The sequence below is a fragment of the Comamonas sp. AG1104 genome, from assembly GCF_003350425.1.
Classification (GTDB): Bacteria; Pseudomonadota; Gammaproteobacteria; order Burkholderiales; family Burkholderiaceae_C; genus Comamonas; species Comamonas testosteroni.
The window spans coordinates 212,297-233,990 of record NZ_QQAS01000006.1; the positions used below are offsets into that span (position 1 = coordinate 212,297).

Below are 21,694 nucleotides of genomic sequence, written 5' to 3' on the forward strand. Positions count from 1 at the left end.
TTGAATCTGTTTGCTACTGAATATATAGCTGTATACGATTTTCCATCAGGCGCTAGAGGCCGGTTTCATCTTGAGCGCGCTGCGAAAGCCCAGCTGACCCACGATGCAGGCAATCAGCAGCACTGTAAAAGCCGATAGCGCCGGGCTGCCGCCCAGGCTGGCGCCAAAGGTGCACAGACCGCCCACGGCCATTTGCGTGAAGCCATAGACTCCGGCGGCCGATCCCGTCAAATCGCTGTGTACGCCCAGAGCCTTGGAGAGTGCGGCGGGGCTGGTCATGCCTGAGCCCAAGGTAAACAGCAGCATCAATGTCACTACAGCAGGCACGTTGATCTGCTGCAGCAGTGTCAGGACTACCAGTGCTGCCGCGCAGCCCAGGCTCAGCATATTACCGCCCAGTATCAGCCGCTCCAGTGGCCAGCGTTTGATGAGCTGGCGTGCCAGCGCATTGCCTGCTGCCATGCCGGCCATCAGCACCCCCAGGTAGATGCCAAGCTGCGCCTTGCTGGTGTGCAACTGCTCGATGAAGATGAACGGCGCTGCAGCAATAAAGGCGTACATGGATGTGGTGGCGCTACCACCGCCTATGGCGAAGCCCAGAAACTGGGGTGAACCCAGCAAGGTTCGATAGTCATTGCGCACGGTGCTCCAGTTGAGCTTGCCGGTGGGGTGACCGGTCTCTGGAAGCAGGCGCCAGACTCCGATGGCCGTTAACGCCCCCATGAGCGCCAGCACCGCAAAAATGATGCGCCAGCCGAACAGGGCATCCAGCCCTGAGCCTATGGAGGGGGCGATGCCCGGGCCGATCATCATCATGAGATTGAGCAAGGCCAGGCTGCCCACGGCGGTTTCAGGTGTCGCAGTGTCGCGGGCAATGGCGCGTCCCAGGGCCAGGCCTGCGCAGCCGCCCAGAGCCTGGATCAGGCGCGCGCCAATCAGCATATTCGCGCTGGGAGCCAGAAAGGCAGCAAGGCTGGCGATGGTGTAGAGACACAGGCCGACGAGCAGCAGGGGCCGGCGGCCCAGTGCATCCGACATGGGGCCGTAGATCAGCTGGCCCAGTGCCAGGCCGAGGATGTAGACGGTGATGGTTTGCTGCATCTGTGCGCTGCTGGCGCCGAAGTGGCGAGCTGCATCGGGCAGAGCCGGGATGAACATATGCATGGCCATGGTGCCAGCAATGGTGACCATGACCAGCAGCCAGAGCGGCGCTTTGCGTACAGGGGTGACAGGACTTTGCATACAAGTGAAATCCGAAACTGGCTGTGAGGGTTCTGTTGCGTGTGGCGCTAGTTCAGCTCTCGGGCTGGGAGCCCGCGCTGGCGCTCGCTTCCAGAGCAGCCATCTTTTGCAGCATGGTTTCCAGTGCATCCAGTGTGGAATCCAGCAGATCGGGGGGAAGCTCCTGCATGACTTCGCTGCGGACATCCGCCACGATTGTCTTGACGGTCTCGACCTGAAGTAGCCCGGCCGCCGTGAGCTGTATGCGCTTGACGCGCCGATCTGCATCGTCGATGCGTTCCACCCAGCCTTGGGCCTGAAGGCCGTCGATCAGGCGCACGATGGAAGAGCTGTCCAGTGCCAGCGCCAGAGCAAGGTCCTTTTGCCGCATGGCACCCGCACTGCGCTCCAGGTGGACCAGGGGCAGCCACAGCGCCTGCGTCAGACCCAAGGGTGCCAGGACCTTGTCCAGCGTGCGGCGCCATTGCTTGTTGACCTGCGCCATGACGAACATGAGCTGACGCTGACGGCTGGACAGTGAGGCGGTGCTGGACATTGCGAATGCATTTAAATGGTTGGCATTCAAATTATTGCGCAAACAGTATTTATCTTGTTAACAGGGTTTTAGGCAAAGATGAGGTGGCCTCACAGTCGTCAGACATGGCACTTTGTCGAATGTGCAGTGCATCGTCCAAATGGAGTGCGGATTTGCCTGTGATGTGAACAGCTCCTGCTTGCTCAAGAATTTCCTGATTGCTGACGGGACAGATGCAGCAAAACGACAACTCACCACAGGAGAAGACTCTATGCAAAGCCCTGCGTGTATTCGATCCCACCACAGGGCAAACCGGCGTTTGGTGACCATGGCCGTTGCAGGATTGCTGGGCTGGCTGTCCATACCGGCACTGGCTGCGGAGCATGTGGATGACGCTCATATCGAAGCCAATGCCAGGACTGGCAGGGACTGGCCCAGCCATGGGCTGAACTATCAGGAAAATCGCTTCAGCCCGCTCAAGCAGATCCACGGTGGCAATGTGGACCAGTTGGGCCTGGTCTGGTCGTACAAGCTCGACTCGTCGCGTGGCGTGGAAGCCACCCCTATCGTGGTGAATGGCGTGATGTATGTCTCCGCTCCCTGGAGCGTGGTACATGCGGTGGATGCGCGCACGGGCAAGGCGCTGTGGACCTACGACCCACAGGTGCCCCGCGAGATGGCCTACAAGGGCTGCTGCGATGTGGTCAACCGCGGTGTGGCCGTCTACAAGGGCAAAGTGTTTGTGGCTGCCTTCGACGGGCGGCTGATTGCGCTGGACGCTGCCACGGGCCGGCAGGTCTGGTCCACGGACACCATAGACAACAAGAATTTCTCATACACCATCACGGGCGCCCCGCGCGTATTCAAGGGCAAGGTCTATATCGGCAATGGCGGCGCCGAATATGGTGCTCGCGGTTATGTGACGGCCTATGACGCCGAGACCGGCAAGCAGGTTTGGCGCTTTTATACAGTGCCAGGCGATCCAGCTCAGGCTTATGAGAGCAAGGCGCTGGAGGAGGCAGCCAAAACCTGGGACCCGGCAGGCAGGTATTGGGAGAGCGGCGGTGGCGGAACGGTCTGGAACTCGCTGGTGTTCGATCCCGAACTCGATCAGATGTATATCGGCGTGGGCAATGGCTCACCCTGGGCGCACCGCAAGCGAAGTCCTGCCGGGGGAGACAACCTCTATCTGGGCTCAATCGTGGCGCTGGATCCGGACACGGGTGCCTACAAATGGCATTACCAGGAAACACCGGGCGATAACTGGGATTTCACTTCCGCCCAGGATATCGTGCAGGCAGACATCAGGATTGACGGCAAGCTGCGCAAGGTGCTGCTGCATGCGCCCAAGAATGGCTACTTTTTTGTGATCGATCGCCAGAACGGCAAATTCATCTCCGCAAGGAACTTCGTACCCGTGAACTGGGCCAGAGGCTATGACGCCAAGGGCCGCCCCATCATGGAGGAAGCCGTGCGCGTCGCGGGCAAGGCCGAGATCATCCCCGGCCCGCTGGGAGCGCACAACTGGCACTCCATGGCCTATAGCCCGCAGACGGGGCTGGCCTATATTCCAGCCCAGCATATTCCCACGGCGATGGCCGACGATCCGGACTGGGCCGGCTTCAACAGCAATACGCCGGGCCAGCTCATGAGCAATACCGGCTGGAACACAGGACGCGTGATGCTGGAGCCCCGCAGCCTGCCCTTTGGCAGATTGATCGCCTGGGACCCGGTGCGGCAAAAAGAGGCCTGGCATCAAAAACATGTCTCGCCCTGGAATGGCGGCACGCTGGTGACAGCCGGTGACCTGGTCTTTCAGGGCACGGCCGATGCACGGCTGGTGGCCTATCACGCCAGAAGTGGCAAAAAGCTCTGGGATGCACCCATGGGCAGCGGCGTGATTGCGGCACCGGTGAGCTATGAACTCGATGGCAGGCAATATGTCTCGATTGCCGTGGGCTGGGGTGGTGCTTTCGGCCTGGGTGACCGCGTGGCCGACTTCAGGAGCCCCGGCACGGTCTATACCTTTGCGTTGGGAGGCAAGGCTCCCATGCCGGAGCGTGTGGCCTACCAGATGAATGCCTTGATTGGTGGGCTCAAGTACGACCCGCAGCTGGTGCCGGCCGGTGCCGCACTCTACAACAGCAACTGCATTGCCTGTCACGGCTACCCGGGCGTCAGCAAGGGCGGAGCCCTGCCCAGCCTGACCTATCTGCCCGCAGCCATGGTTGACAATCTCGGCAGCTTCATCATCAACGGCCCGGCCACCTCGCGCGGCATGCCCGATTTTGCGGGCAAGCTCAGCGAAGACGATGTGCAAAAGCTGCGCGCCTTCATTCTCGCAATGGCAGATGCGGTAAGGCCGGGCCCGCAGGCAGAAAAAGGCCGGTAAGCGCACTTGTCGGAAGACCCATTGCGTAAAAAGGCGACCTCTGGGGTCGCCTTTGGCATGCAAGGATTGACAGCTTACAGCCCCAGCGACTTGAGCAAGTCCTCGGTATCGTTGGAGGCTGCAGCAGTATGGATAGCGGCAGGCGCTTGGCCGGTCTGGGCTTCACGGGTCTGGGCCATGACCAGATCGGGGTCGGGCTTCTCCTGGGCCTCGAAGTCCTTGATCTTGATGAATTCCATGTGATCCACCGCCATCTCCAGATAGAAGATGTTGTTGTTGCCCGTGTAGAAGGTCACGCGGCGCGCTTCCGGGGCATCGAGGTTGGCATCCACGCTCAGATTGACCTGCTTGTTCAGGCGAATCATCTTGGGCTGGCTTTGCGCGATATGGGTCTGCAACTCGCGCTGCACCTTGCTGGTGAAGTCGCCAACGACCTGGTTCATCAGCTCGCCCATGACGTTGCTCACATCGTCCGAGGTATAGGAATTGGCCAGATCACTCTCGGCCATGCCCATGGACAGCAGATAGCTGCGGTAGAGCTCCATGGCCGCATCGGCCGAGAAATTGATGATGATGAGTGCCGAAAAGCCGCCATCGATCAGCACGAAGCAGCCGATATCGGGTTTGAGACTGGTCTTTGTGATGCGTTGCACCATGCCCGAGTATTGGATTGGGCACTGGGTGGCCACCTGCAGCACGCGCGAGACGGAGTTGCACAGGGCAATCAGCACATCTTCGGTGCCGTGGACGATGGGGGCGTTGGGTTGGCTCATGGCTGCATTGGTTCAAGAGATGGCTGATTATGTATGCAACACTTTGTTGCATCGAGATATCTGCAGCAATTGCAGGCTGCCGCTGTCTGTTAACGTGCCTGCTTTTGCAAAATCAGAGGTATTCATGCAGAGCAAGCTGTGGCGCCTGGCGGCCAGTGTCATTGTGGTGACGGGTTTGACCGCCTGTTCGAGCTTGTCCGGCATGACGGACAAGGTTTCCCAGACCTGGGACAAGACCTGGACCGGTCTCACGGGCAAGAAGCAGGCCCAGACCCAGGCAGCCGTCAAGCAGGCCAGGCCGGTATCCGAGGGCCTCAAGCCCAGCCAGGAAAGAGGGCGCTGGCAGGGACTGTACAGCCTGGATGGCGAGACAGCGCGCTTTCAGGAATGCGAAACCGGCCAGGTCATCAGCGTGCTGCCCGAGGGCGACAGCGTGCTGCTGGAGCAGGCCTATCTGAACACGCGCAGCAGCGCCACCATCGCCATGCTGGCCGAGGTGCAGGGCCAGGTGGTGGAGCGAGCCGTGGCCGATCCGGTGCTGGCCCGGCAGGGGCGCAAGATGCTGGCGCTGCGGGTGGAGCGCTTTGTCGCCCTGTCCAGCCAGGCGGCCTGCCGCAATGCCAAGGCCAACTGGTAGGCAGTGGCCCGCTGTTCAAAGCATTTTTGATAGCTGCCAGCGCTTTCTCTTCATGCGCTGGAGCCGTTTTTGATACTTATTTGGCAGCAGCGCGCGCCTGCTCCAGCCAGCCGTCAAAAGTTTGCTGATGGGCCTTGATCCAGCCATCCACATGGCGGCCGACATCGGCCTCGCTGCTCTCGCCCTGGCGCATGCGCATGTTCTGGGCGTTGATGTCCTCTATGGGCAGCTGCATCACGGCAAACAGCTTGGCTGCTGCCGGATTTTTCTCGGCCCAGGCCTTGTTGGCCAGGATGTATTGCTGATTGAGCTTGAAGCCGTAGTTCTTGCCATTGGGCAGCTGGGTCTGGTCTTCGCCCTGGGCACCGGGGATATTGGGTACCTCCAGCCAGCTGACCTCCTTGCCCGGGCGCAGCACGGTGTTCACCCAGAACGGGGTCCAGACGTAATACAGAATGGGCTTGCCGTTTTTGTAGCGGGTGATGGTGTCGGCAATCAAGGCCTGGTAGTTGCCTTGCCTGTGGGTGATGCTGGACTCCAGATCCAGTCCCTTGAGATGTTTGTTGATGGCCAGCTCGCAGCCCCAGCCAGGGTTGCAGCCCGTCAGATCGGCCTTGCCGTCGCCATCGGTGTCGAACAGCGCTGCCAGCTTGGGGTCCTTGAGTTGCGTGATGCTGGTGATGCCGTACTTCTCGGCCGTGGCCTTGTCGATCAGATAGCCCTGCACCGCATTGCGTGAATAGGTACCGGCTCGATAGAAAGCCTTGTCTGCGCCATTGTTCTCATAGAAGGCACGGTGCAGCGGCATCCAGTGAGTGGCGGTAAAGGTGGCGTCGCCCTGGGCCACGGCCACATGCTGGGTGCCGTTTTCGAGACTCTTGACGGGTTGAACCCGGTAGCCCAGCTTCTCCAGAGCGCGCGAAACCAGCAGGGTCTGGAACATTTCCTCATCCACCGTGCCCTTGAGCGGCTGCACCGAGACGCCTTTGCCGGGCAGCTCGCCAGCGCTCGTCTGCGCTTGTGCGGCAGCGGCGCCAAAGCTCAGCAAGGCGATGGCAGCGAGACAGCGGTATTGGAGCTGCAGGGTTGGGAAAGGCGAATGTGCGGGCTTATTGCTGTGCATGAATACTCCTTGGATGCTGGGTGCCTACCCCGAAATCGGCATGAAAAAAGCGAAAGGGTTGATGAAGGAAACGGCGCCCGGATCAGGTCCGGTGCGCCGTTGGTGAATCAGGATTTCAGGGCTGCGGCCTTGGCCTGGGCAATCCAGGCATCAAAAGTCTTCTGGTGAGCCTTGATCCACGCGTCCACATGGCGCTGGATATCGGCGGGCTTGCTTTCCCCTTCGCGCAGCAACTGGTTCTGGCGGCTGATGTCGTTGATGGGAATCTGCATGATCTCGAACAGCTTGCCGGCGGCCGGGTTCTGTTCGACCCAGAGCTTGTTGGCCACGATGTACTCGTTGTTGAGCGGAAACCCGTAGTTGCGGCCATTGGGCAGCTTGGTGTCGGTGCCGGCCTGCACCCCGGGCATGGAAGAGCGCGACACCTGCAGCCACACCACTTCCTGGCCCGGGCGCAGCACATTGCTGAGCCAGTAGGGCGTCCACGCGTAATACAGCACAGGCTTGCCGGCCTTGAAGCGCGCCAGCGTGTCGGCAATCAGTGCCGGATAGTTGCCCTGGGTGTAGCTGACGGTGTTTTCCAGACCGAAAGCCTTGATCTGGTGGGCTACCACGGCCTCGCCACCCCAGCCGGCGTTGGGGCCGATCAGATTGGCCTTGCCGTCGCCGTCGATATCGAACAGGGCCGCCAGTGCGGGATCCTTGAGCTGGTCGAGATGGGTGATTTGGTGTTTGTCAGCCGTCTTCTTGTCGATCATGTAGCCCTGTGCGGCGCCGGCTGCATACACGCCCTTGCGCGAGAGCTTGGCGTCGCCGCCGGCCTGCTGATAGAACTCGGCATGGTGGGGGTTCCAGTGGTTGGCCATGAAGCTGGCGTCGCCATTGGCCACGGCCACATGGATCAACGGGTAGTCCAGCTCTTCCCAGGGCTTGACCGTGTAGCCCAGCTGCTGCAGCGCCTTCATCACCAGCAGCGTCTGGAAGTTCTCCTCGGCCAGAGCGCTCTTGACGGGCAACACCGTAATGCCCTTGCCCGGAAGCGCATCACCAGGCGCATTCTGTCCGGCCGCCCAGCTCGGTGACTGACCCAGGCCCAGCGCCGCAGCGCCGGCCGTGCCCAGCAGCAGCTGGCGCCTGGTGTGTTGGCTTGGGGCCGGGGTCTGTACAGACTTGCTCATTGTTCTTGTCTCTCCTTGGTTGGGGTGGGCTTGCGGCCCGATTGAAAATGACACCCCACGCACCCCACTGCGTGCGGTTCGCTGCCCCTCCAGGAGGGGCGTTTTATCTTGGGGCGGCCCGGCGATAAAAAACGGCGGCCGCGCAAGCGGTCGCCGTGATTCGGGGATTGTGATCAGGACTTCTTGGCAGCGGCCAGTGCCTGGCTGATCCAGCCGTCGAAAGTCTTCTGATGGGCCTTGATCCAGCCGTCGGTGTGACGCTCGATGTCGGAGGCCTTGTTCTGGCCCTGGCTCATCATGTAGTTCTGGGCGTTGATGTCGCCCACGGGCAGCTTGATGACTTCAAACAGCTTGGCTGCTGCAGGGTTCTGCTCGGCCCAGGCCTTGTTGGCCACGATTTGCTGGTTGTTGGCAATGAAGCCGTAGTTCTTGCCATTAGCCAGCTTGGTGTCCGTGCCGGACTGCTCGCCGGGCAGCGCGGAGAACGGAACCTCCAGCCACACCACATCCCTGCCGGGCTTGAGCACATTGCTCACCCAGTAGGGCGTCCAGGTGTAGTAGAGGATGGGCTTGCCGGCCTTGTAGCGCGTGATGGTGTCGGCCATCAGCGCCGAATAGGTGCCCTGCTTGTGGGTGACCGTGTCGCGCAGCTTGTAGGCGCCAAGCTGGTGCTCGATCATGGCCTCGCAGCCCCAGCCGGGCGTGCAGCCCGTCAGGTCGGCCTTGCCGTCACCGTCGGTGTCGAACAGCTTGGCAATTTCGGGGTCCTTGAGCTGGCCCAGATTCGTGATCTTGTGCGCATCGGCCGTCTTCTTGTCGATCAGATAGCCCTGAGCGGCATTCGCCGAGAACACACCCTTGCGGTAGAGCTTGGCGTCGCCGCCTGCATTCCTGTAGTAGTCGGCGTGCAGCGGGTTCCAGTGATTGGCCATGAAGGTGGCGTCGCCGTTGGCCAGGGCAATATGGGCCGTGGGATATTCCACTTCCTTCATGGGCTGGACCTCGTAGCCCAGCTTTTCCAGGGCCTTCATGACGAGCTGGGTCTGGAAACTTTCCTCGGCAATCGAGCTCTTGAGCGGCTGGACCTTGATGCCCTTGCCCGGCAGCTCGTCGGCGGCAAAGGCGCCTGTGCTGACCATGGACAAGGCCATGGAGGCTGCGGCCGTGCTGGCAAGCAGCCAGTGGCCCAGACCATGGCGGATGCTGGCAGTGTGGTTGACTGTATTCATGCGTTCTCCTTGTTCTTGATTCAGATCGTCGCGGGCTTGGCGGCCTCGCTGCCGGGCTTGGGGGCCGGCGCAGAGCGCTTGTTGTCGAGCAGGCGCATGACCAGGCCAGCTGGGCCCGTGGCCCACCAGCGGGCACTGCCGCGCTTGGGCTCGCCCATGGCCTGGGTGATGCGGTCCAGCACGATGGCCAGCAGCACGATGCCCAGGCCGCCGACGGTGGCCAGACCCATGTCCAGACGGCCGATGCCGCGCAGCACCATCTGACCCAGACCGCCGACGGCGATCATGGAGGCGATCACCACCATGGACAGCGACAGCATCAGCGCCTGGTTGATACCGGCCATGATGGAGGGCATGGCCAGCGGCAGCTGCACCTTCCACAGCAACTGGGCAGGCGATGCACCGTAGGCACGGCTGGCCTCGATCAGGTCGGGGCGCACCTGGCGAATGCCCAGATTGGTCAGTCGGATCAGCGGCGGCAGCGCAAACACAATCGTTACGATCACTCCGGGCACGTTGCCGATACCGAACAGCATGACCACCGGCACCAGATAGACGAAGGCCGGTGTGGTCTGCATGGCGTCCAGCAGGGGGCGCGTCCAGCGCTGGGCCCGGTCGCTGCTGGCCAGCAAGATGCCCACGGGCAGGCCGATCACGATGCAGAAGAACAGCGAGGTCAGCACCAGGGCCAGCGTGACCATGGCTTCGGACCAGATGCCCAGCAGGGCCACAATCAGCAGCGAAACTGCCGAGCCAATGGCCAGCTTGCGGCCAGCAAACTGCCAGGCCAGCAGAGCAATCAGCAGCACCAGCGCGGGCATGGGGATGGTCTGCAGCACATCGGTCACGCCGTTGAGCGTGGCGTCGATGGGGGTGCGAACAGCCTGGAAGAAGGGGCGGAAATGATCGACCACCCAGGTCAGGCCGTTGTTGATCGAGTCCTGCACAGGCAGGCCTTCGGTGGTGATCTGGTGCCAGAGCTGGCCTATGCCGCCGTCATGCTCGGGCACATCGGTGGGCGAGGGGGCGCTGAGCCAATCGGTGCTGCTGGCCTGGCTGGCAGCATCTCCGCTGCTCCAGGCATCGGTACTTGAGCCGGCATTCGCATCGGCATAGGAGGCAGCCCAGGGATCGGCATCTGCCGCCGAGCTAGTGACATTGGCGCTGGCCGGCTCGGTGGCGGGCGCAGAAGCTGCAGCCCACGGGTCGTCAAAAGCCGCGCTAGTGGTTTCTGTGTTGGGATTGTTCAGTGCGTTATCGTTCAAATCGGCTCCCTTCTTTTAATGCGCTGCGTGCTGGGCAGCTTGCGTATTGGGCTTGGGCTGGAAGTGCTGATCCAGCTTGATGGGCGGAATTTCCTTCTGAGGTGGTGGCACCGGTGGGGTGGCGCGATCCAGGAACTTGAGCATGGTGGTGCGACTGATAACGCCCAGGTATTTGCCCTCTTCATCTACTACAGGCAGCGGGTAAGCCGGAGTGGCCACGGTGCCGAACAGCTCGGCCACCGGCGTGCTGCTGGCGATAGGCTGCACATCGGATATGAAGGCGTGCTTGAGGCCCAGCATTCCCTCGTGGCCGTGCAGCGCATCGCGAAGCGACTGCGACGAGACCACGCCCAGAAAGCGTTTGCGTGCATTGAGCACATAGGCGTAATCGCGGTCGGAGTCCTCCAGCAGGCGAAGCGCGGCGCGGCAGCCGCGGTCGCTGTGCTCTGAAATCACGGTCAGCGCCTGGCGGGCGATGTCGGAGGCCTTGAACACGGCTGCCGCATCCACGCCCTGAATGAAGGTGCGCACATAGTCGTTGGCCGGGTTGCGCAGAATCTCATCGGGCGTGCCCACCTGCTGCACCATGCCGTCCTTCATGATGGCGATGCGGTCGCCAATGCGCATGGCTTCGTCCAGATCGTGAGAGATGAAGACGATGGTGCGGCGCTTGATCTCCTGCAGGCGCAGAAGCTCGGACTGCATTTCGGTGCGGATGATGGGGTCCAGCGCCGAGAAGGCCTCGTCCATCAGCAGGATGGAGGGGTCGGACGCCAGTGCGCGGGCCAGACCCACGCGCTGCTGCATGCCGCCGGAGAGCTCGTCGGGGTAGCTGGCGCCCCAGGCGCCCAGGCCCACCTGCTCCAGGGCATCTTGCGCTTGCTGCTGGCGCGTGGCGCGGTCCACGCCGGCCAACTCCAGGCCAAAGGCCGTGTTGTCCAGCACCGTGAGGTGGGGCATGAGGGCAAAGGACTGGAACACCATGGAGATGTCCTTGCGGCGCAGTGCGCGCAGTTCCTTGTCTTTGAGCGCATTGATGTCCTGGCCGTCGACCAGGATGCGGCCGCTGGTGGGCTCGATCAGGCGATTGAGCATTCGCACCAGGGTGGACTTGCCCGAGCCTGACAGGCCCATGACCACGAAAATTTCACCGGCTTCGATGGTGAAGTCGGCGTCGAACACGCCGATGGATTGCCCGGTCTGGGCGAGGATCTCCTGCTTGCTCAGGCCCTGTTTCACCAGGCTGAGAGCGGTTTTCGGATCGTTGCCGAAGACCTTGAAGACATGATCGATAGCGATTTGCTTGGCCACTGTGGCGTTCTCCTTTTTGATGGGATGGAACACAGTCCAGCGCCCACGACCGGTAATGCCGGTGGGCGCTGGCGCACAAGCCAAAATAAAAGCCCTGATGCCGCAGCCCAGCCCGGCCTTGTGGGCGGGACTGCGCAATGCAGATGGCGCAGCGATGGCGCCGAGTTTTCAGCCCGGATGGCACAGCCAGGTGTGCGCAAGAGCTGGCAAATTGGAAGAAGCAGCTGGCTGGCAGATCAGGTACCGACTGGCACGCATCTGCACGGCTTCTTGTCAGGCCAACCCCGGCACATCGGCCGGGGAGAGCCCCCTACATCAGGGCCGTGTTTCGGCCCGGTTGACGGGGCTGCGCCAAAGAGCGGCAAGCGCTCGTGAATTGACACAACGATCCGCCGGGAAGTGAGTCAACCGCATCTCAACAATGCAGTGACGACCTGCACGGCAGGTTGTAAATGACTTTTTAATATATCGAATTGAGTTTTATGCGTCAAATCGAGCTGTAAGCTTTGCCGCCCGCATCCGCCGGAAATGGCGCTCCTGAAACATTCGCATACGTAAAAATTGCTGATGCAAGTCCTTGATAGATAAGGACTTGTGTCGAATTGACGGAATTTTTTTGACGGTTGTCAGCTTTTGACGAGCCTTGCGTTCTGTGCAGGCATGAAAAAAGCCCCTTCATGGACGACCATGCGGGGCTTTTTGGGGGGAGGAGGGCGGCTTCAGTGGTGAGCGCTTTGGGTGAGCTTGTCCGTCAGCGCAATGGCCAGGGCGCTGAGCAGGAAGACCACGTGGATGATGGTCTGCCACATCAGCACCTGCACTTCATAGCTGCCGGCGTTGATAAAGCTCTTGAGCAGGTGGATGGAGCTGATGCCGATGATGGACAGCGCCAGCTTGACCTTGAGCACCGAGGCATTCACATGACTCAGCCACTCGGGCTGGTCGGGGTGGGATTCCAGGCCCATGCGGCTGACAAAGGTTTCGTAGCCACCCACGATGACCATGATCAGCAGGTTGGAGATCATGACCACATCGATCAGGGCCAGTACCACCAGCATGATGATGGTTTCGTTCAGATGGGTGATCTGGACATCGCTTTTGTAGCCAATATTGGTGATCAGGGCATGCAGGGCTTCCTGATTGCCGAAGACCGCCTCCACCAGATGCCAGAGTTCCACCAGAAAGTGCCAGACATAGACACCCTGGGCGGCAATCAGACCCAGGTACAGCGGCAGCTGCAGCCAGCGGCTGGCAAAGATCAGCGAGGGCAGGGGGCGCAATGCGCCGGAGGGCTGGTAGCCGCCATGCGGCGTGTGGTGGGTGGAGTTGCCTGCTTCGTCGGAAGGGATGCGGCTCATGATGTGTGTTTGGGGCGGACTGGATGCGATGGGGGCAACGGGATGCCGCCACCTTGTAAGACTGGTTTTGCTGGGGCCGCGTCCCGGACTGCCTGCGCCTTCGAGAGCAGGCCGCAACGTGGGCCCCGGCCTCTGCAGCAGCAGGTGCGCGATTCTAAGGGTTTGTTCCGGGGTGTTTTGAGAAAAGTGCAAGCAAATCAACACCAAGCAGGCGCTTTCTGCTGCAAAAATGGGAGCGAATGACGGGCTTGACGGCGCGCAAAAGCCGCTTATCAATTTCAGTCAGTGGGGTGTAAGACCGAGCCTTGACAGTACACCCACAATTATTTCATTGCTTATGCATCAGGAGACAAAACGATGAGCGCTGCGACATCAACCATCGAATCCGTACTGGTGGAAAACCGTGTGTTCCCGCCCCCTGCGGATTTCGCCGCCAAGGCCCGCATCTCGGGCATGGCGCAGTACCAAGCCTTGTGCGATGAAGCCGAACGCGACTATGAAGGCTATTGGGCACGTCTGGCCCGTGAGAACGTGCAGTGGACCAAGCCCTTCACCCAGGTGCTGGACCAGAGCAACCCGCCGTTCTACAAATGGTTTGCCGACGGCGAACTCAACGCCAGCGCCAACTGTCTGGACAAGCACATGGGTACGCCCGTGGAGAACAAGACGGCCATCATCTTTGAAGCCGACGGCGGCGAAGTCACCAAGGTCACTTACAAAGAGTTGCTTGCCCGCGTGAGCCAGTTCGCCAATGCGCTGAAGGCACGCGGCGTGCAAAAGGGCGATCGCGTGCTGATCTACATGCCCATGACCATCGAGGGTGTGGTGGCCATGCAGGCCTGCGCACGTATCGGTGCCACGCATTCCGTGGTGTTCGGCGGCTTCTCGGCCAAGGCCGTGCAGGAGCGTATCGTGGACGTGGGCGCCAGCCTGGTCGTCACTTCCAACTACCAGATGCGTGGCGGCAAGGAGTTGCCGCTCAAGGCCATCGTCGACGATGCGCTTGCGCTGGGCGGCTGCGAAGCCGTCAAGAGCGTGCTGGTCTACGAGCGCACGGCCAGCGCCTGCAATATGGTCGCGGGCCGCGACATCAGCTTCACCGATGCGCTGGCCGGTCAGTCCGCCGAGTGCGAAGCCGTGCCCGTCAACGCCGAGCATCCGCTCTTCATCCTCTACACCAGCGGCTCCACCGGCAAGCCCAAGGGCGTGCAGCACGCCACCGGCGGCTATGTGCTGTGGGCCAAGCAGACCTTTGAGTGGACTTTCGATGCCAGAGACAGCGATGTCTTCTGGTGCACGGCCGACATCGGCTGGATCACCGGCCACAGCTATGTGGCCTATGGCCCGCTGGCTGCCGGTGCTACGCAGATCGTCTTCGAAGGCGTGCCGACCTTCCCCAATGCGGGCCGCTTCTGGCAGATGATAGAGCGCCACCAGTGCAGCATCTTCTACACGGCGCCCACAGCCATCCGCTCGCTGATCAAGGCGGCAGACTCCGACCCCAGCGTGCACCCGAAGAACTGGAATCTGTCCAGCCTGCGTCTGCTGGGCTCGGTGGGCGAGCCCATCAATCCCGAAGCCTGGATGTGGTATCACAAGCATGTGGGCGGCGAGCGCTGCCCCATCGTGGACACTTTCTGGCAGACCGAGAACGGCGGCCACATGATTACGCCGCTGCCCGGTGCCACGCCTCTGGTGCCCGGCTCCTGCACTCTGCCTCTGCCTGGCATCACGGCGGCCATCGTCGATGAGGCCGGCAATGAGATCCCCAATGGAGCAGGCGGCATCCTGGTGGTGAAAAAGCCCTGGCCGTCGATGATTCGCACCATCTGGGGTGACCCCGAGCGCTTCAAGAAGAGCTACTTCCCCGATGAACTCAAGGGCTACTACCTGGCCGGCGACGGCGCCGTGCGCAGCGAAGACCGTGGCTACTTCCGTATCACGGGCCGTATCGACGATGTGCTCAATGTCTCGGGCCACCGCATGGGCACCATGGAAATCGAGTCGGCCCTGGTGGCCAAGACCGATCTGGTGGCCGAAGCCGCCGTGGTCGGCCGTCCCGATGACCTGACCGGGGAAGCCATCTGCGCCTTTGTGGTGCTCAAGCGCGGCAAGCCCACGGGCGAAGAGGCCAGGCAGATCGCGACTGAGCTGCGCAACTGGGTGGCCAAGGAGATCGGCCCCATTGCCAAGCCCAAGGACATCCGCTTCGGCGACAACCTGCCCAAGACCCGCAGCGGCAAGATCATGCGCCGCCTGCTGCGTTCGCTGGCCAAGGGGGAAGCGATTACCCAGGACACCAGCACTCTGGAGAATCCCGCGATCCTCGAGCAATTGTCGGAGACCAATTGAGCCGGCAAATGCCGCTGATCTGAACGCATGAAGACGACAGGGCCGCTGGTAACAGCGGCTTTGTCATTTCTGGCGCTTGCTGACGCAAGCCGATGCGATCTTGGGTTAAAACAAGGCATCTCGGAGTACAAGGAGAAGAGCATGAACTTTCGCACCATCTGCATTGCCATCATCGTGGCCCTGATTGCCGTGTTGGCCGCCTTCAACTGGACGGCGCTGTCCACGCCTGCAACGGTTTCGCTGGGCCTGACCGAAATCCAGGCGCCGTTGGGCGTGCTCATGCTGGCGCTGACGATTTTGCTGAGCGTGTTCTTCATCGCCTATGTGCTGTGGATGCAGGGCTCGGTGCTGCTGGAGGCACGCCGCCACGCCAAGGAGATGCAGGCCCAGCGCGATCTGGCCGACAAGGCCGAGGCTTCGCGTTTCACCGAGCTGCGCAGCGTGCTCGAAGCCTTGCATGCCAGGGACAAGGAAGAGGTGATGGCCCGGCTCGACGTGCTGGAAGTGCATCTGGTGCAGCGCGCCCAGGAGTCGGACAACAGCACGGCCGCCTATGTGGGGCAGCTGGAGCAGCAAGTGCATCAGATCAATCGCTGATGCTGCAGTATTGATAGCTGTAAGCCTTTTTCCACAGGTGATTAAGGCATGTTCGGCATGAAAAAAGCCGCTGCACTGCAGCGGCTTTTTCGTGGGCGCGGACCGAATTACTTCTTGTCGTTGCCCAGCTGTGGCAGAGCGTTGGCGCTGCTCACGCTCAGCAGGCCGGCTTGCGAGTAGATGGCCAGTTTGGCGCGGGTGTCGATCAGATCCAGGTTGCGCATGGTCAGCTGGCCGATGCGGTCGATGGGGCTGAAAGGCGCGTCTTCGACCTTTTCCATGGACAGACGCTCGGGGGCGTAGGTCAGGTTGGGCGACTCGGTGTTCAGGATGGAGTAGTCGTTGCCGCGGCGCAGTTCCAGCGTCACGGTGCCGGTCACGGCACGGGCCACCCAGCGCTGCGAGGATTCGCGCAGCATGATGGCCTGAGGGTCGAACCAGCGGCCCTGGTACAGCAGACGGCCCAGGCGCAGGCCGTTGATGCGGTACTGCTCAATGGTGTCTTCGTTGTGGATGCCGGTCACCAGGCGCTCGTAGGCAATGTGCAGCAGGGCCATGCCGGGGGCTTCGTAGATGCCGCGGCTCTTGGCTTCAATGATGCGGTTTTCGATCTGGTCGCTCATGCCCAGGCCGTGGCGACCGCCGATGCGGTTCAGCTCCAGGAAGACTTCCACGGCATCGGTGTATTCCTTGCCGTTGATGGCCACGGGGCGGCCTTCTTCGAAGGTGATGGAGACTTCTTCTGCCTTGACTTCAACTTCGGGCTTCCAGAAAGCCACGCCCATGATGGGGTTCACGATGCGGATGCCGGAGTTCAGGAACTCCAGATCCTTGGCTTCGTGGGTGGCGCCCAGCATGTTGGAGTCGGTGGAGTAGGCCTTCTCGGCCGACATCTTGTAGCCGAAACCTTCCTTGGTCATGAAGGCCGACATTTCGGCACGGCCGCCCAGTTCGTCGATGAAGTTGCTGTCCAGCCAGGGCTTGTAGATCTTCAGTGCGGGGTTGGTGAGCAGACCGTAGCGGTAGAAGCGCTCGATGTCGTTGCCCTTGAAGGTCGAGCCGTCGCCCCAGATGTTGACGTCGTCTTCCTTCATGGCGGCCACCAGCATGGTGCCGGTCACTGCACGGCCCAGGGGCGTGGTGTTGAAGTAGGTGATACCGCCGGTGGAAATGTGGAAGGCGCCGGACTGGATGGCGGCAATGCCCTCATTGGCCAGCTGGGGGCGGCAGTCGATCAGACGAGCCTTTTCTGCGCCATATTCCATCGCCTTGCGGGGAATTTCGTCGTAATCGGCTTCGTCGGGTTGGCCCAGGTTGGCCGTGTAGGCGTAGGGCAGGGCACCCTTGTTCTTCATCCAGCGCAGAGCGGCAGAGGTGTCCAGGCCGCCGGAGAAGGCGATGCCGACCTTCTGGCCGACGGGAACATGTTGCAGAATGGTTTCCATGAGATTTCTCTTCAAAGTGATAGCTGCAAGCGCTTGATGGGTAAGCGATTGGGGCTGAAAAGGCTTGAAATTCTCGGGTCTGGCCCAAAGCCGGGCCAGGCGCGGATCAGGCGTAGTGGCAGATGTAGTGGTAAGCCTCGGTCACGCGGATGTCGAACTTGGAGTTCGCGGGGATCTGGAAGCTCTCGCCGGCCGAGGACTTCTTCCACTCGTCGCTGCCGTCGAGCTTGTATTCGCAGGAGCCGCCCACGCATTCCATGATTTCTGCAGCTGCGGTGCCAAAGGTCAGCGTTGCAGGCAGCACCACGCCCACCGACTTCTTGGTGCCGTCGGCCAGCGTGAAGCTGTGGCTGACGCACTTGCCGTCAAAGTAAACATTGGCCTTGGTGGTGAGGCTGACGCCTGCGATGGTTTCGGTGGTCATGGAGGAGATACGCTGTGCGTGGTCGAAGATCAAAAGCATTGATTTTAGGCCACGGGATTTGCACCTGCGCGAATGCCCGGCAAAGGCAGGAAAAACAAGAGCCCCGTGACGGGGCTCCTGAGCGGCTCGCAAGGCCGGATCGACTCGGATCAGCGGCGCCAGCCGTGGCCGCCATGTCCGCCGTGCCAACCCGGACGGTAGCCGGGTCGGTAGTAGTGGCTGGGACGGGTGGCGTAGTAGGCGCCTGCACCGATGGCGGCGCCGATCAGCAGCGGTGCCACATAGTCAGAGGCCGAATAGGTCGAGCCTACTGAATAAGTGGGCGCCACGGGCTGAGGGGCGTAGTAGCCGCTGTCGTAATTCTGCGGGTAGCTGGTGCTGTAGGCGCCCTGAGGAGCCGTCTGGGTGCTGTAGTACCCGTCGTTGCTGTAGACCGGGTCGTTGGCCACGGGCTGCACATTCAGTGCAATCCATTGGCCGGGCGGGCTGGCGGTCTGCGTGGTGTAGCTGCGACCGTTGTACTCGTAGGTCACGTTGTAGCCCACGGTGCGGTTCTGGTAGACGGTCTGCGTGCTGCACTGGCGCATGTTCTGGTACTGCACGGGGCCCGAGGCTTCTGCCTGATTGCCCAGCATGGCACCGCCGACCACACCGGCGGCTGTGGCCGCTGCACGGCCGCCGCCGCCGCCGATGGCATTGCCGATCAAGCCGCCGGCAATGGCTCCGACCACGGCACCTGCACCGGTGGGGCGAGGAGCGACCGCCACCGGCTGGTCGCTGCAGACCTGCTGCGGCACGGCGACCTGCTGGGTAATGGGGGTCGAGGACAGCACGCGGCCTCGCTCCTGGGCATAGGCCCCGGTGGCGGCCACGGCGGTCAAAGTCAAAACTGCCAGAGTTTTCATCAACATCTCTCCTGTCTCTGAAGCTTTAACGCATCAGATCACCAAAAAGTTTAGGGGATCAGCGTAAATACCAGCGCTCAGCTCCGTAAAACTAGGTAAAGCAATGTGTGAATGTGAGCGGTTGCTCAGGCGCTTCGCGTCGCATTCCAGTCATCGGCCTTGAAGCCAACGGTGATTGTCCCATCGGCCCACTCCACCACGGGGCGCTTGATGGTGCTGGCGTGCTCCTGCATTACGGCGGCAGCACTGGGCGCATCCACGGCACTATTCCTGGTTTCTTCATCGAGCTTGCGCCAGGTTGTGCCCTGGCGGTTGAGCAGCTTTTCCCAGCCCACGGCCTGCATCCACTGGGGCAGGCGCTCGGCGGGAACGCCTTGCTTCTTGAAGTCGTGGAACTGGTAAGTAATACCTTGCTCACTGAGCCAGCTGCGTGCTTTCTTGACAGTGTCGCAGTTGGGGATGCCGTAGACGGTGGTGATCTTGCTCATGGTGTTCGGTATCGGTGAAACGGTTGGAGTCAGATGTAACGCATTTGCCAAGTGCCGGCAGCCATAGGGCCTCTGACAGTGGGCGACAATAGCGCCCAGTATGCACACCATATTTCCCACCTTGGATGCTTGGCTGGCTTATTGCGAGCGCCTGCATCCCCAGAACATCGCCCTGGGTCTGGATCGCGTGCGTGAAGTCGCACAGCGCATGGGCCTGCAATTCGACTGCCCCGTCATCACGGTGGCCGGCACTAATGGCAAGGGTTCGACCTGTGCCATGCTGGAGGCCGTGGCACTGCAGTCCGGCTTTCGCCCCGGTGTATATACCTCGCCGCATCTGGTTCACTTTGAAGAGCGCTGCCGTGTGGGCGGCGAGATCGTCAAGGCCGAAGAACTGATCCCGCATTTCGAGGCGGTGGAGCAGGCCAGGGTCAAGGACGGTAAAGAGGTTGCACTCACTTACTTCGAGTTCACCACGCTGGCGATATTGCGCCTCATGAGCCTGTCCAGGCTGGATGTGGCGATTCTGGAAGTGGGTCTGGGAGGCCGGCTCGATGCCACCAACATCATCGATGCCGACTGCGCCATCATCACCAGCATCGATCTCGATCACATGGAGCTGCTGGGGCCGGACCGTGAAAGCATTGGCCGAGAAAAAGCCGGCATCATGCGCGCCGGTCGTCCCGTCATCGTCAGCGACCCGGTGCCGCCGCAAAGCGTGATCGATCACGCGGCCGAAATCGGTGCCGACCTCTGGCGCTTCGGCAAGGATTTCAACTACGACGGAGACAAGCAGCAATGGGGCTGGGCCGGTCGTGGTCGCCGTTATGCGGGGCTGGCCTATCCGGCGCTGCGTGGCGCCAATCAGCTGATGAATGCCTCCGGTGTGCTGGCCGCCTATGAAGCCATTCGCGGCAAGCTGCCGGTGACGGCGCAGGCCGTGCGCACGGGCTTGTCCATGGTGGAGCTGCCCGGTCGCTTCCAGATCGTTCCCGGTCAGCCCACGCTGGTGCTGGATGTGGCGCACAACCCGCACTCGGTGGCGGCGCTCACGGCGAATCTCGATGCCATGGGCTACTTCCCGACTACGCATGCCGTATTCGGCGCCATGGCTGACAAGGACTGGGAGCCCATGCTCACCAAGGTGGGGCCGCTGGTCGACCGCTGGTATTTCACCGATCTGCCTACGCCGCGTGCGGATTCTGCGGAAAACCTCAAGGCCAAGCTGCAGCAGTTGCAGGCCCAAGGCGTGATCCGCAAAGATGTGAGCATGCAGACCTTTGCCAATCCCCAGCAGGCCCTGGATGCCGCAGTCGCGGCAACGGAGGCGGCTGATAGAATCGTGGTCTTTGGATCGTTCTTCACCGTGGGCGGAGTGTTGCAAAACGGCACGCCTCGTCTGAACGCCAAACACCTGGCTCACTGAGTCAGCGGCTTGCCGCCCTGGTTTTTGCCTGGTGGCAGGCCTCAACAAGTCCTCACTCATGGCATTTTTCAATTTCCGTTGGCCTGGCAAAAAAGACGAAGCCGAGTCCGTGGCTGGGGCCAAGCGCCCCAGTCGCCTGGCCCAGGGCGAAAGCGTGGAAGCCATGCGCCGCCGCGCGCGTCATCGCCTCATCGGGGCGGCCGTGCTGGTGCTGATCGGTGTGGTGGGCTTCCCGCTGCTGTTCGACACGCAGCCACGTCCTATTCCGGTCAATATCCCGATTGAAATTCCCGACCAGGCCAATTCGGCCCCCGAGGTCGTGCCTGGCACCCAGGTGGCGAGCCAGACGGCTGCAACATCAGGGCGTGTTGCTGCCAATGCGTCTCTCGATGACGGCGAAGAAGTGCTCGCGCCCTCGGCCAGGCCTGCAGCTCCAGCGACGGCGACTGTGGCGCCTGCTGCTCCGGTGGTCGGGGCTGCGGTCACTGCGGCTGCCGTCGGCACAGCCGCTGCGGTGGCATCTCAGGTCAAGCCCGAGCCCAAACCAGAAGTCAAACCTCAGCCCAAGCCTGAGGTAAAGCCTGAGCGCAAGCCGGAGCCCAAGCCCGAAAAGCCCAAGGCGGAGGTCAAGCCAGAGGTCAAACCCGAGATCAAGAAGCCGGAAGCCAAACCCGAGCCCAAGCACAAGCCTGAAGCACCCAAGGTGGACGAGGCCGCCCGTGCCCGTGCACTGCTGGAGGGGCGCAGTACCTCGGAAGCTGCTCCGGCCAAGGAGGCTGCAGCGACTAACGAGCGCTTCATCGTTCAGATCGGTGCCTTTGCTGAAGTCGGCAAGGCCAATGAAATCAAGGGCAAGCTGGGGGCCGGAGCCTTTACCCAGACCGTGGATACCAAGGACGGCAAGCGCACCCGTGTTCGCATGGGGCCTTTCAAGAGCCGCGAGGAAGCCGAGAAGGCTGCAGCCAGGGCCAAGGCCCTGGGCTTGCCCGCATCGGTGTTCAAGGCTTGAGTCCGGTTTTCCGGCAACGGTTTGAT

At 61.6% G+C, this 21,694-nt stretch carries 19 protein-coding genes; 6 read left to right on the top strand and 13 right to left on the bottom strand.

Going from position 1 to position 21,694, the window contains the following annotated elements:
- Window positions 1-45 precede the first annotated feature (45 nt).
- Window positions 46-1,242 (bottom strand): multidrug effflux MFS transporter, encoded by a 1,197-nt coding sequence (locus tag DFO48_RS18460; RefSeq protein ID WP_114864394.1) that lies wholly within the window; start codon window positions 1,240-1,242, stop codon window positions 46-48.
- Between the two features lie 52 nt (window positions 1,243-1,294).
- Window positions 1,295-1,777 (bottom strand): MarR family winged helix-turn-helix transcriptional regulator, encoded by a 483-nt coding sequence (locus DFO48_RS18465; RefSeq protein ID WP_003078193.1) that lies wholly within the window; start codon window positions 1,775-1,777, stop codon window positions 1,295-1,297.
- Between the two features lie 307 nt (window positions 1,778-2,084).
- Here DFO48_RS18465 and DFO48_RS18470 point away from each other — a divergent pair, with 307 nt between their 5' ends.
- The gene (locus DFO48_RS18470; RefSeq protein ID WP_233506450.1) at window positions 2,085-4,148 is read left to right on the top strand and encodes a PQQ-dependent dehydrogenase, methanol/ethanol family; all 2,064 of its coding nucleotides are present in this window, start codon (window positions 2,085-2,087) and stop codon (window positions 4,146-4,148) included.
- 74 nt (window positions 4,149-4,222) lie between these two features.
- On the opposite strand, the gene DFO48_RS18475 is transcribed toward DFO48_RS18470, so the two are convergent.
- Window positions 4,223-4,921: a DUF3334 family protein gene (locus tag DFO48_RS18475; RefSeq protein ID WP_003078189.1), complete on the bottom strand. Its 699-nt coding sequence runs from the start codon at window positions 4,919-4,921 to the stop codon at window positions 4,223-4,225.
- A gap of 124 nt (window positions 4,922-5,045) precedes the next feature.
- Here DFO48_RS18475 and DFO48_RS18480 point away from each other — a divergent pair, with 124 nt between their 5' ends.
- The gene (locus DFO48_RS18480; RefSeq protein ID WP_114864395.1) at window positions 5,046-5,558 is read left to right on the top strand and encodes a hypothetical protein; all 513 of its coding nucleotides are present in this window, start codon (window positions 5,046-5,048) and stop codon (window positions 5,556-5,558) included.
- 76 nt (window positions 5,559-5,634) lie between these two features.
- Here the strand turns inward: DFO48_RS18480 and proX (DFO48_RS18485) are convergent, their stop codons facing one another.
- The 6 genes from proX (DFO48_RS18485) to DFO48_RS18510 form a co-directional block, all read right to left on the bottom strand.
- The gene (gene proX / locus DFO48_RS18485; protein WP_114864396.1) at window positions 5,635-6,681 is read right to left on the bottom strand and encodes a glycine betaine/L-proline ABC transporter substrate-binding protein ProX; all 1,047 of its coding nucleotides are present in this window, start codon (window positions 6,679-6,681) and stop codon (window positions 5,635-5,637) included.
- Between the two features lie 107 nt (window positions 6,682-6,788).
- Complete coding sequence (gene proX / locus DFO48_RS18490; RefSeq protein ID WP_114864397.1) at window positions 6,789-7,859, bottom strand: glycine betaine/L-proline ABC transporter substrate-binding protein ProX; 1,071 nt, start codon at window positions 7,857-7,859, stop codon at window positions 6,789-6,791.
- Window positions 7,860-8,032: 173 nt separating this feature from the next.
- Window positions 8,033-9,088 (bottom strand): glycine betaine/L-proline ABC transporter substrate-binding protein ProX, encoded by a 1,056-nt coding sequence (gene proX, locus DFO48_RS18495; protein ID WP_114864398.1) that lies wholly within the window; start codon window positions 9,086-9,088, stop codon window positions 8,033-8,035.
- A 20-nt stretch (window positions 9,089-9,108) separates the two neighbouring features.
- On the bottom strand, window positions 9,109-10,353 hold the full coding sequence (gene proW / locus DFO48_RS18500) for a glycine betaine/L-proline ABC transporter permease ProW (RefSeq protein WP_003078175.1): 1,245 nt from the start codon (window positions 10,351-10,353) through the stop codon (window positions 9,109-9,111).
- 15 nt (window positions 10,354-10,368) lie between these two features.
- Complete coding sequence (proV, locus tag DFO48_RS18505) at window positions 10,369-11,664, bottom strand: glycine betaine/L-proline ABC transporter ATP-binding protein ProV (RefSeq protein ID WP_147282756.1); 1,296 nt, start codon at window positions 11,662-11,664, stop codon at window positions 10,369-10,371.
- 719 nt (window positions 11,665-12,383) lie between these two features.
- Window positions 12,384-13,022 carry a YqhA family protein gene (locus tag DFO48_RS18510; protein ID WP_003078168.1) on the bottom strand — a complete coding sequence of 213 codons (639 nt, stop codon included), beginning with the start codon at window positions 13,020-13,022 and terminating at the stop codon, window positions 12,384-12,386.
- A 357-nt stretch (window positions 13,023-13,379) separates the two neighbouring features.
- Between DFO48_RS18510 and acs the strand changes: the two genes are divergently transcribed.
- Entirely contained in the window at window positions 13,380-15,374 is a 1,995-nt protein-coding gene (acs, locus tag DFO48_RS18515) for an acetate--CoA ligase (protein ID WP_114864399.1), read from the top strand.
- Between the two features lie 141 nt (window positions 15,375-15,515).
- The gene (locus tag DFO48_RS18520; protein ID WP_114864400.1) at window positions 15,516-15,971 is read left to right on the top strand and encodes a LapA family protein; all 456 of its coding nucleotides are present in this window, start codon (window positions 15,516-15,518) and stop codon (window positions 15,969-15,971) included.
- A 107-nt stretch (window positions 15,972-16,078) separates the two neighbouring features.
- Here DFO48_RS18520 and argG read toward each other — a convergent pair whose 3' ends face one another.
- The 4 genes from argG to DFO48_RS18540 form a co-directional block, all read right to left on the bottom strand.
- Complete coding sequence (gene argG / locus DFO48_RS18525) at window positions 16,079-17,416, bottom strand: argininosuccinate synthase (RefSeq protein WP_003057205.1); 1,338 nt, start codon at window positions 17,414-17,416, stop codon at window positions 16,079-16,081.
- Between the two features lie 106 nt (window positions 17,417-17,522).
- On the bottom strand, window positions 17,523-17,840 hold the full coding sequence (locus DFO48_RS18530) for a pyrimidine/purine nucleoside phosphorylase (RefSeq protein ID WP_003057202.1): 318 nt from the start codon (window positions 17,838-17,840) through the stop codon (window positions 17,523-17,525).
- Window positions 17,841-17,989: 149 nt separating this feature from the next.
- Window positions 17,990-18,745: a glycine zipper 2TM domain-containing protein gene (locus tag DFO48_RS18535; RefSeq protein WP_114864481.1), complete on the bottom strand. Its 756-nt coding sequence runs from the start codon at window positions 18,743-18,745 to the stop codon at window positions 17,990-17,992.
- 125 nt (window positions 18,746-18,870) lie between these two features.
- Window positions 18,871-19,233 carry an ArsC family reductase gene (locus tag DFO48_RS18540; protein WP_114864401.1) on the bottom strand — a complete coding sequence of 121 codons (363 nt, stop codon included), beginning with the start codon at window positions 19,231-19,233 and terminating at the stop codon, window positions 18,871-18,873.
- Between the two features lie 100 nt (window positions 19,234-19,333).
- On the opposite strand from DFO48_RS18540, the gene folC reads away from it, so the two are divergent.
- Together folC and DFO48_RS18550 are read left to right on the top strand one after the other, a co-directional pair.
- Window positions 19,334-20,659: a bifunctional tetrahydrofolate synthase/dihydrofolate synthase gene (gene folC, locus DFO48_RS18545; protein ID WP_003078158.1), complete on the top strand. Its 1,326-nt coding sequence runs from the start codon at window positions 19,334-19,336 to the stop codon at window positions 20,657-20,659.
- A 58-nt stretch (window positions 20,660-20,717) separates the two neighbouring features.
- The gene (locus tag DFO48_RS18550) at window positions 20,718-21,668 is read left to right on the top strand and encodes an SPOR domain-containing protein (protein WP_114864402.1); all 951 of its coding nucleotides are present in this window, start codon (window positions 20,718-20,720) and stop codon (window positions 21,666-21,668) included.
- Window positions 21,669-21,694: the final 26 nt, after the last annotated feature.

Bases quoted from the DNA above. Each gene is read 5' to 3' on its own strand.
- proX (WP_114864398.1), bottom strand. From the start codon at position 9,088: ATGAATACAGTCAACCACACTGCCAGCATCCGCCATGGTCTGGGCCAC.
- acs (WP_114864399.1), top strand. From the start codon at position 13,380: ATGAGCGCTGCGACATCAACCATCGAATCCGTACTGGTGGAAAACCGT.
- DFO48_RS18550 (WP_114864402.1), top strand. From the start codon at position 20,718: ATGGCATTTTTCAATTTCCGTTGGCCTGGCAAAAAAGACGAAGCCGAG.
- DFO48_RS18480 (WP_114864395.1), top strand. From the start codon at position 5,046: ATGCAGAGCAAGCTGTGGCGCCTGGCGGCCAGTGTCATTGTGGTGACG.
- DFO48_RS18475 (WP_003078189.1), bottom strand. From the start codon at position 4,921: ATGAGCCAACCCAACGCCCCCATCGTCCACGGCACCGAAGATGTGCTG.
- DFO48_RS18510 (WP_003078168.1), bottom strand. From the start codon at position 13,022: ATGAGCCGCATCCCTTCCGACGAAGCAGGCAACTCCACCCACCACACG.
- DFO48_RS18465 (WP_003078193.1), bottom strand. From the start codon at position 1,777: ATGTCCAGCACCGCCTCACTGTCCAGCCGTCAGCGTCAGCTCATGTTC.
- DFO48_RS18540 (WP_114864401.1), bottom strand. From the start codon at position 19,233: ATGAGCAAGATCACCACCGTCTACGGCATCCCCAACTGCGACACTGTC.
- DFO48_RS18470 (WP_233506450.1), top strand. From the start codon at position 2,085: ATGGCCGTTGCAGGATTGCTGGGCTGGCTGTCCATACCGGCACTGGCT.
- argG (WP_003057205.1), bottom strand. From the start codon at position 17,416: ATGGAAACCATTCTGCAACATGTTCCCGTCGGCCAGAAGGTCGGCATC.
- DFO48_RS18520 (WP_114864400.1), top strand. From the start codon at position 15,516: ATGAACTTTCGCACCATCTGCATTGCCATCATCGTGGCCCTGATTGCC.
- folC (WP_003078158.1), top strand. From the start codon at position 19,334: ATGCACACCATATTTCCCACCTTGGATGCTTGGCTGGCTTATTGCGAG.
- DFO48_RS18460 (WP_114864394.1), bottom strand. From the start codon at position 1,242: ATGCAAAGTCCTGTCACCCCTGTACGCAAAGCGCCGCTCTGGCTGCTG.
- DFO48_RS18535 (WP_114864481.1), bottom strand. From the start codon at position 18,745: ATGAAAACTCTGGCAGTTTTGACTTTGACCGCCGTGGCCGCCACCGGG.
- DFO48_RS18530 (WP_003057202.1), bottom strand. From the start codon at position 17,840: ATGACCACCGAAACCATCGCAGGCGTCAGCCTCACCACCAAGGCCAAT.
- proX (WP_114864397.1), bottom strand. From the start codon at position 7,859: ATGAGCAAGTCTGTACAGACCCCGGCCCCAAGCCAACACACCAGGCGC.
- proX (WP_114864396.1), bottom strand. From the start codon at position 6,681: ATGCACAGCAATAAGCCCGCACATTCGCCTTTCCCAACCCTGCAGCTC.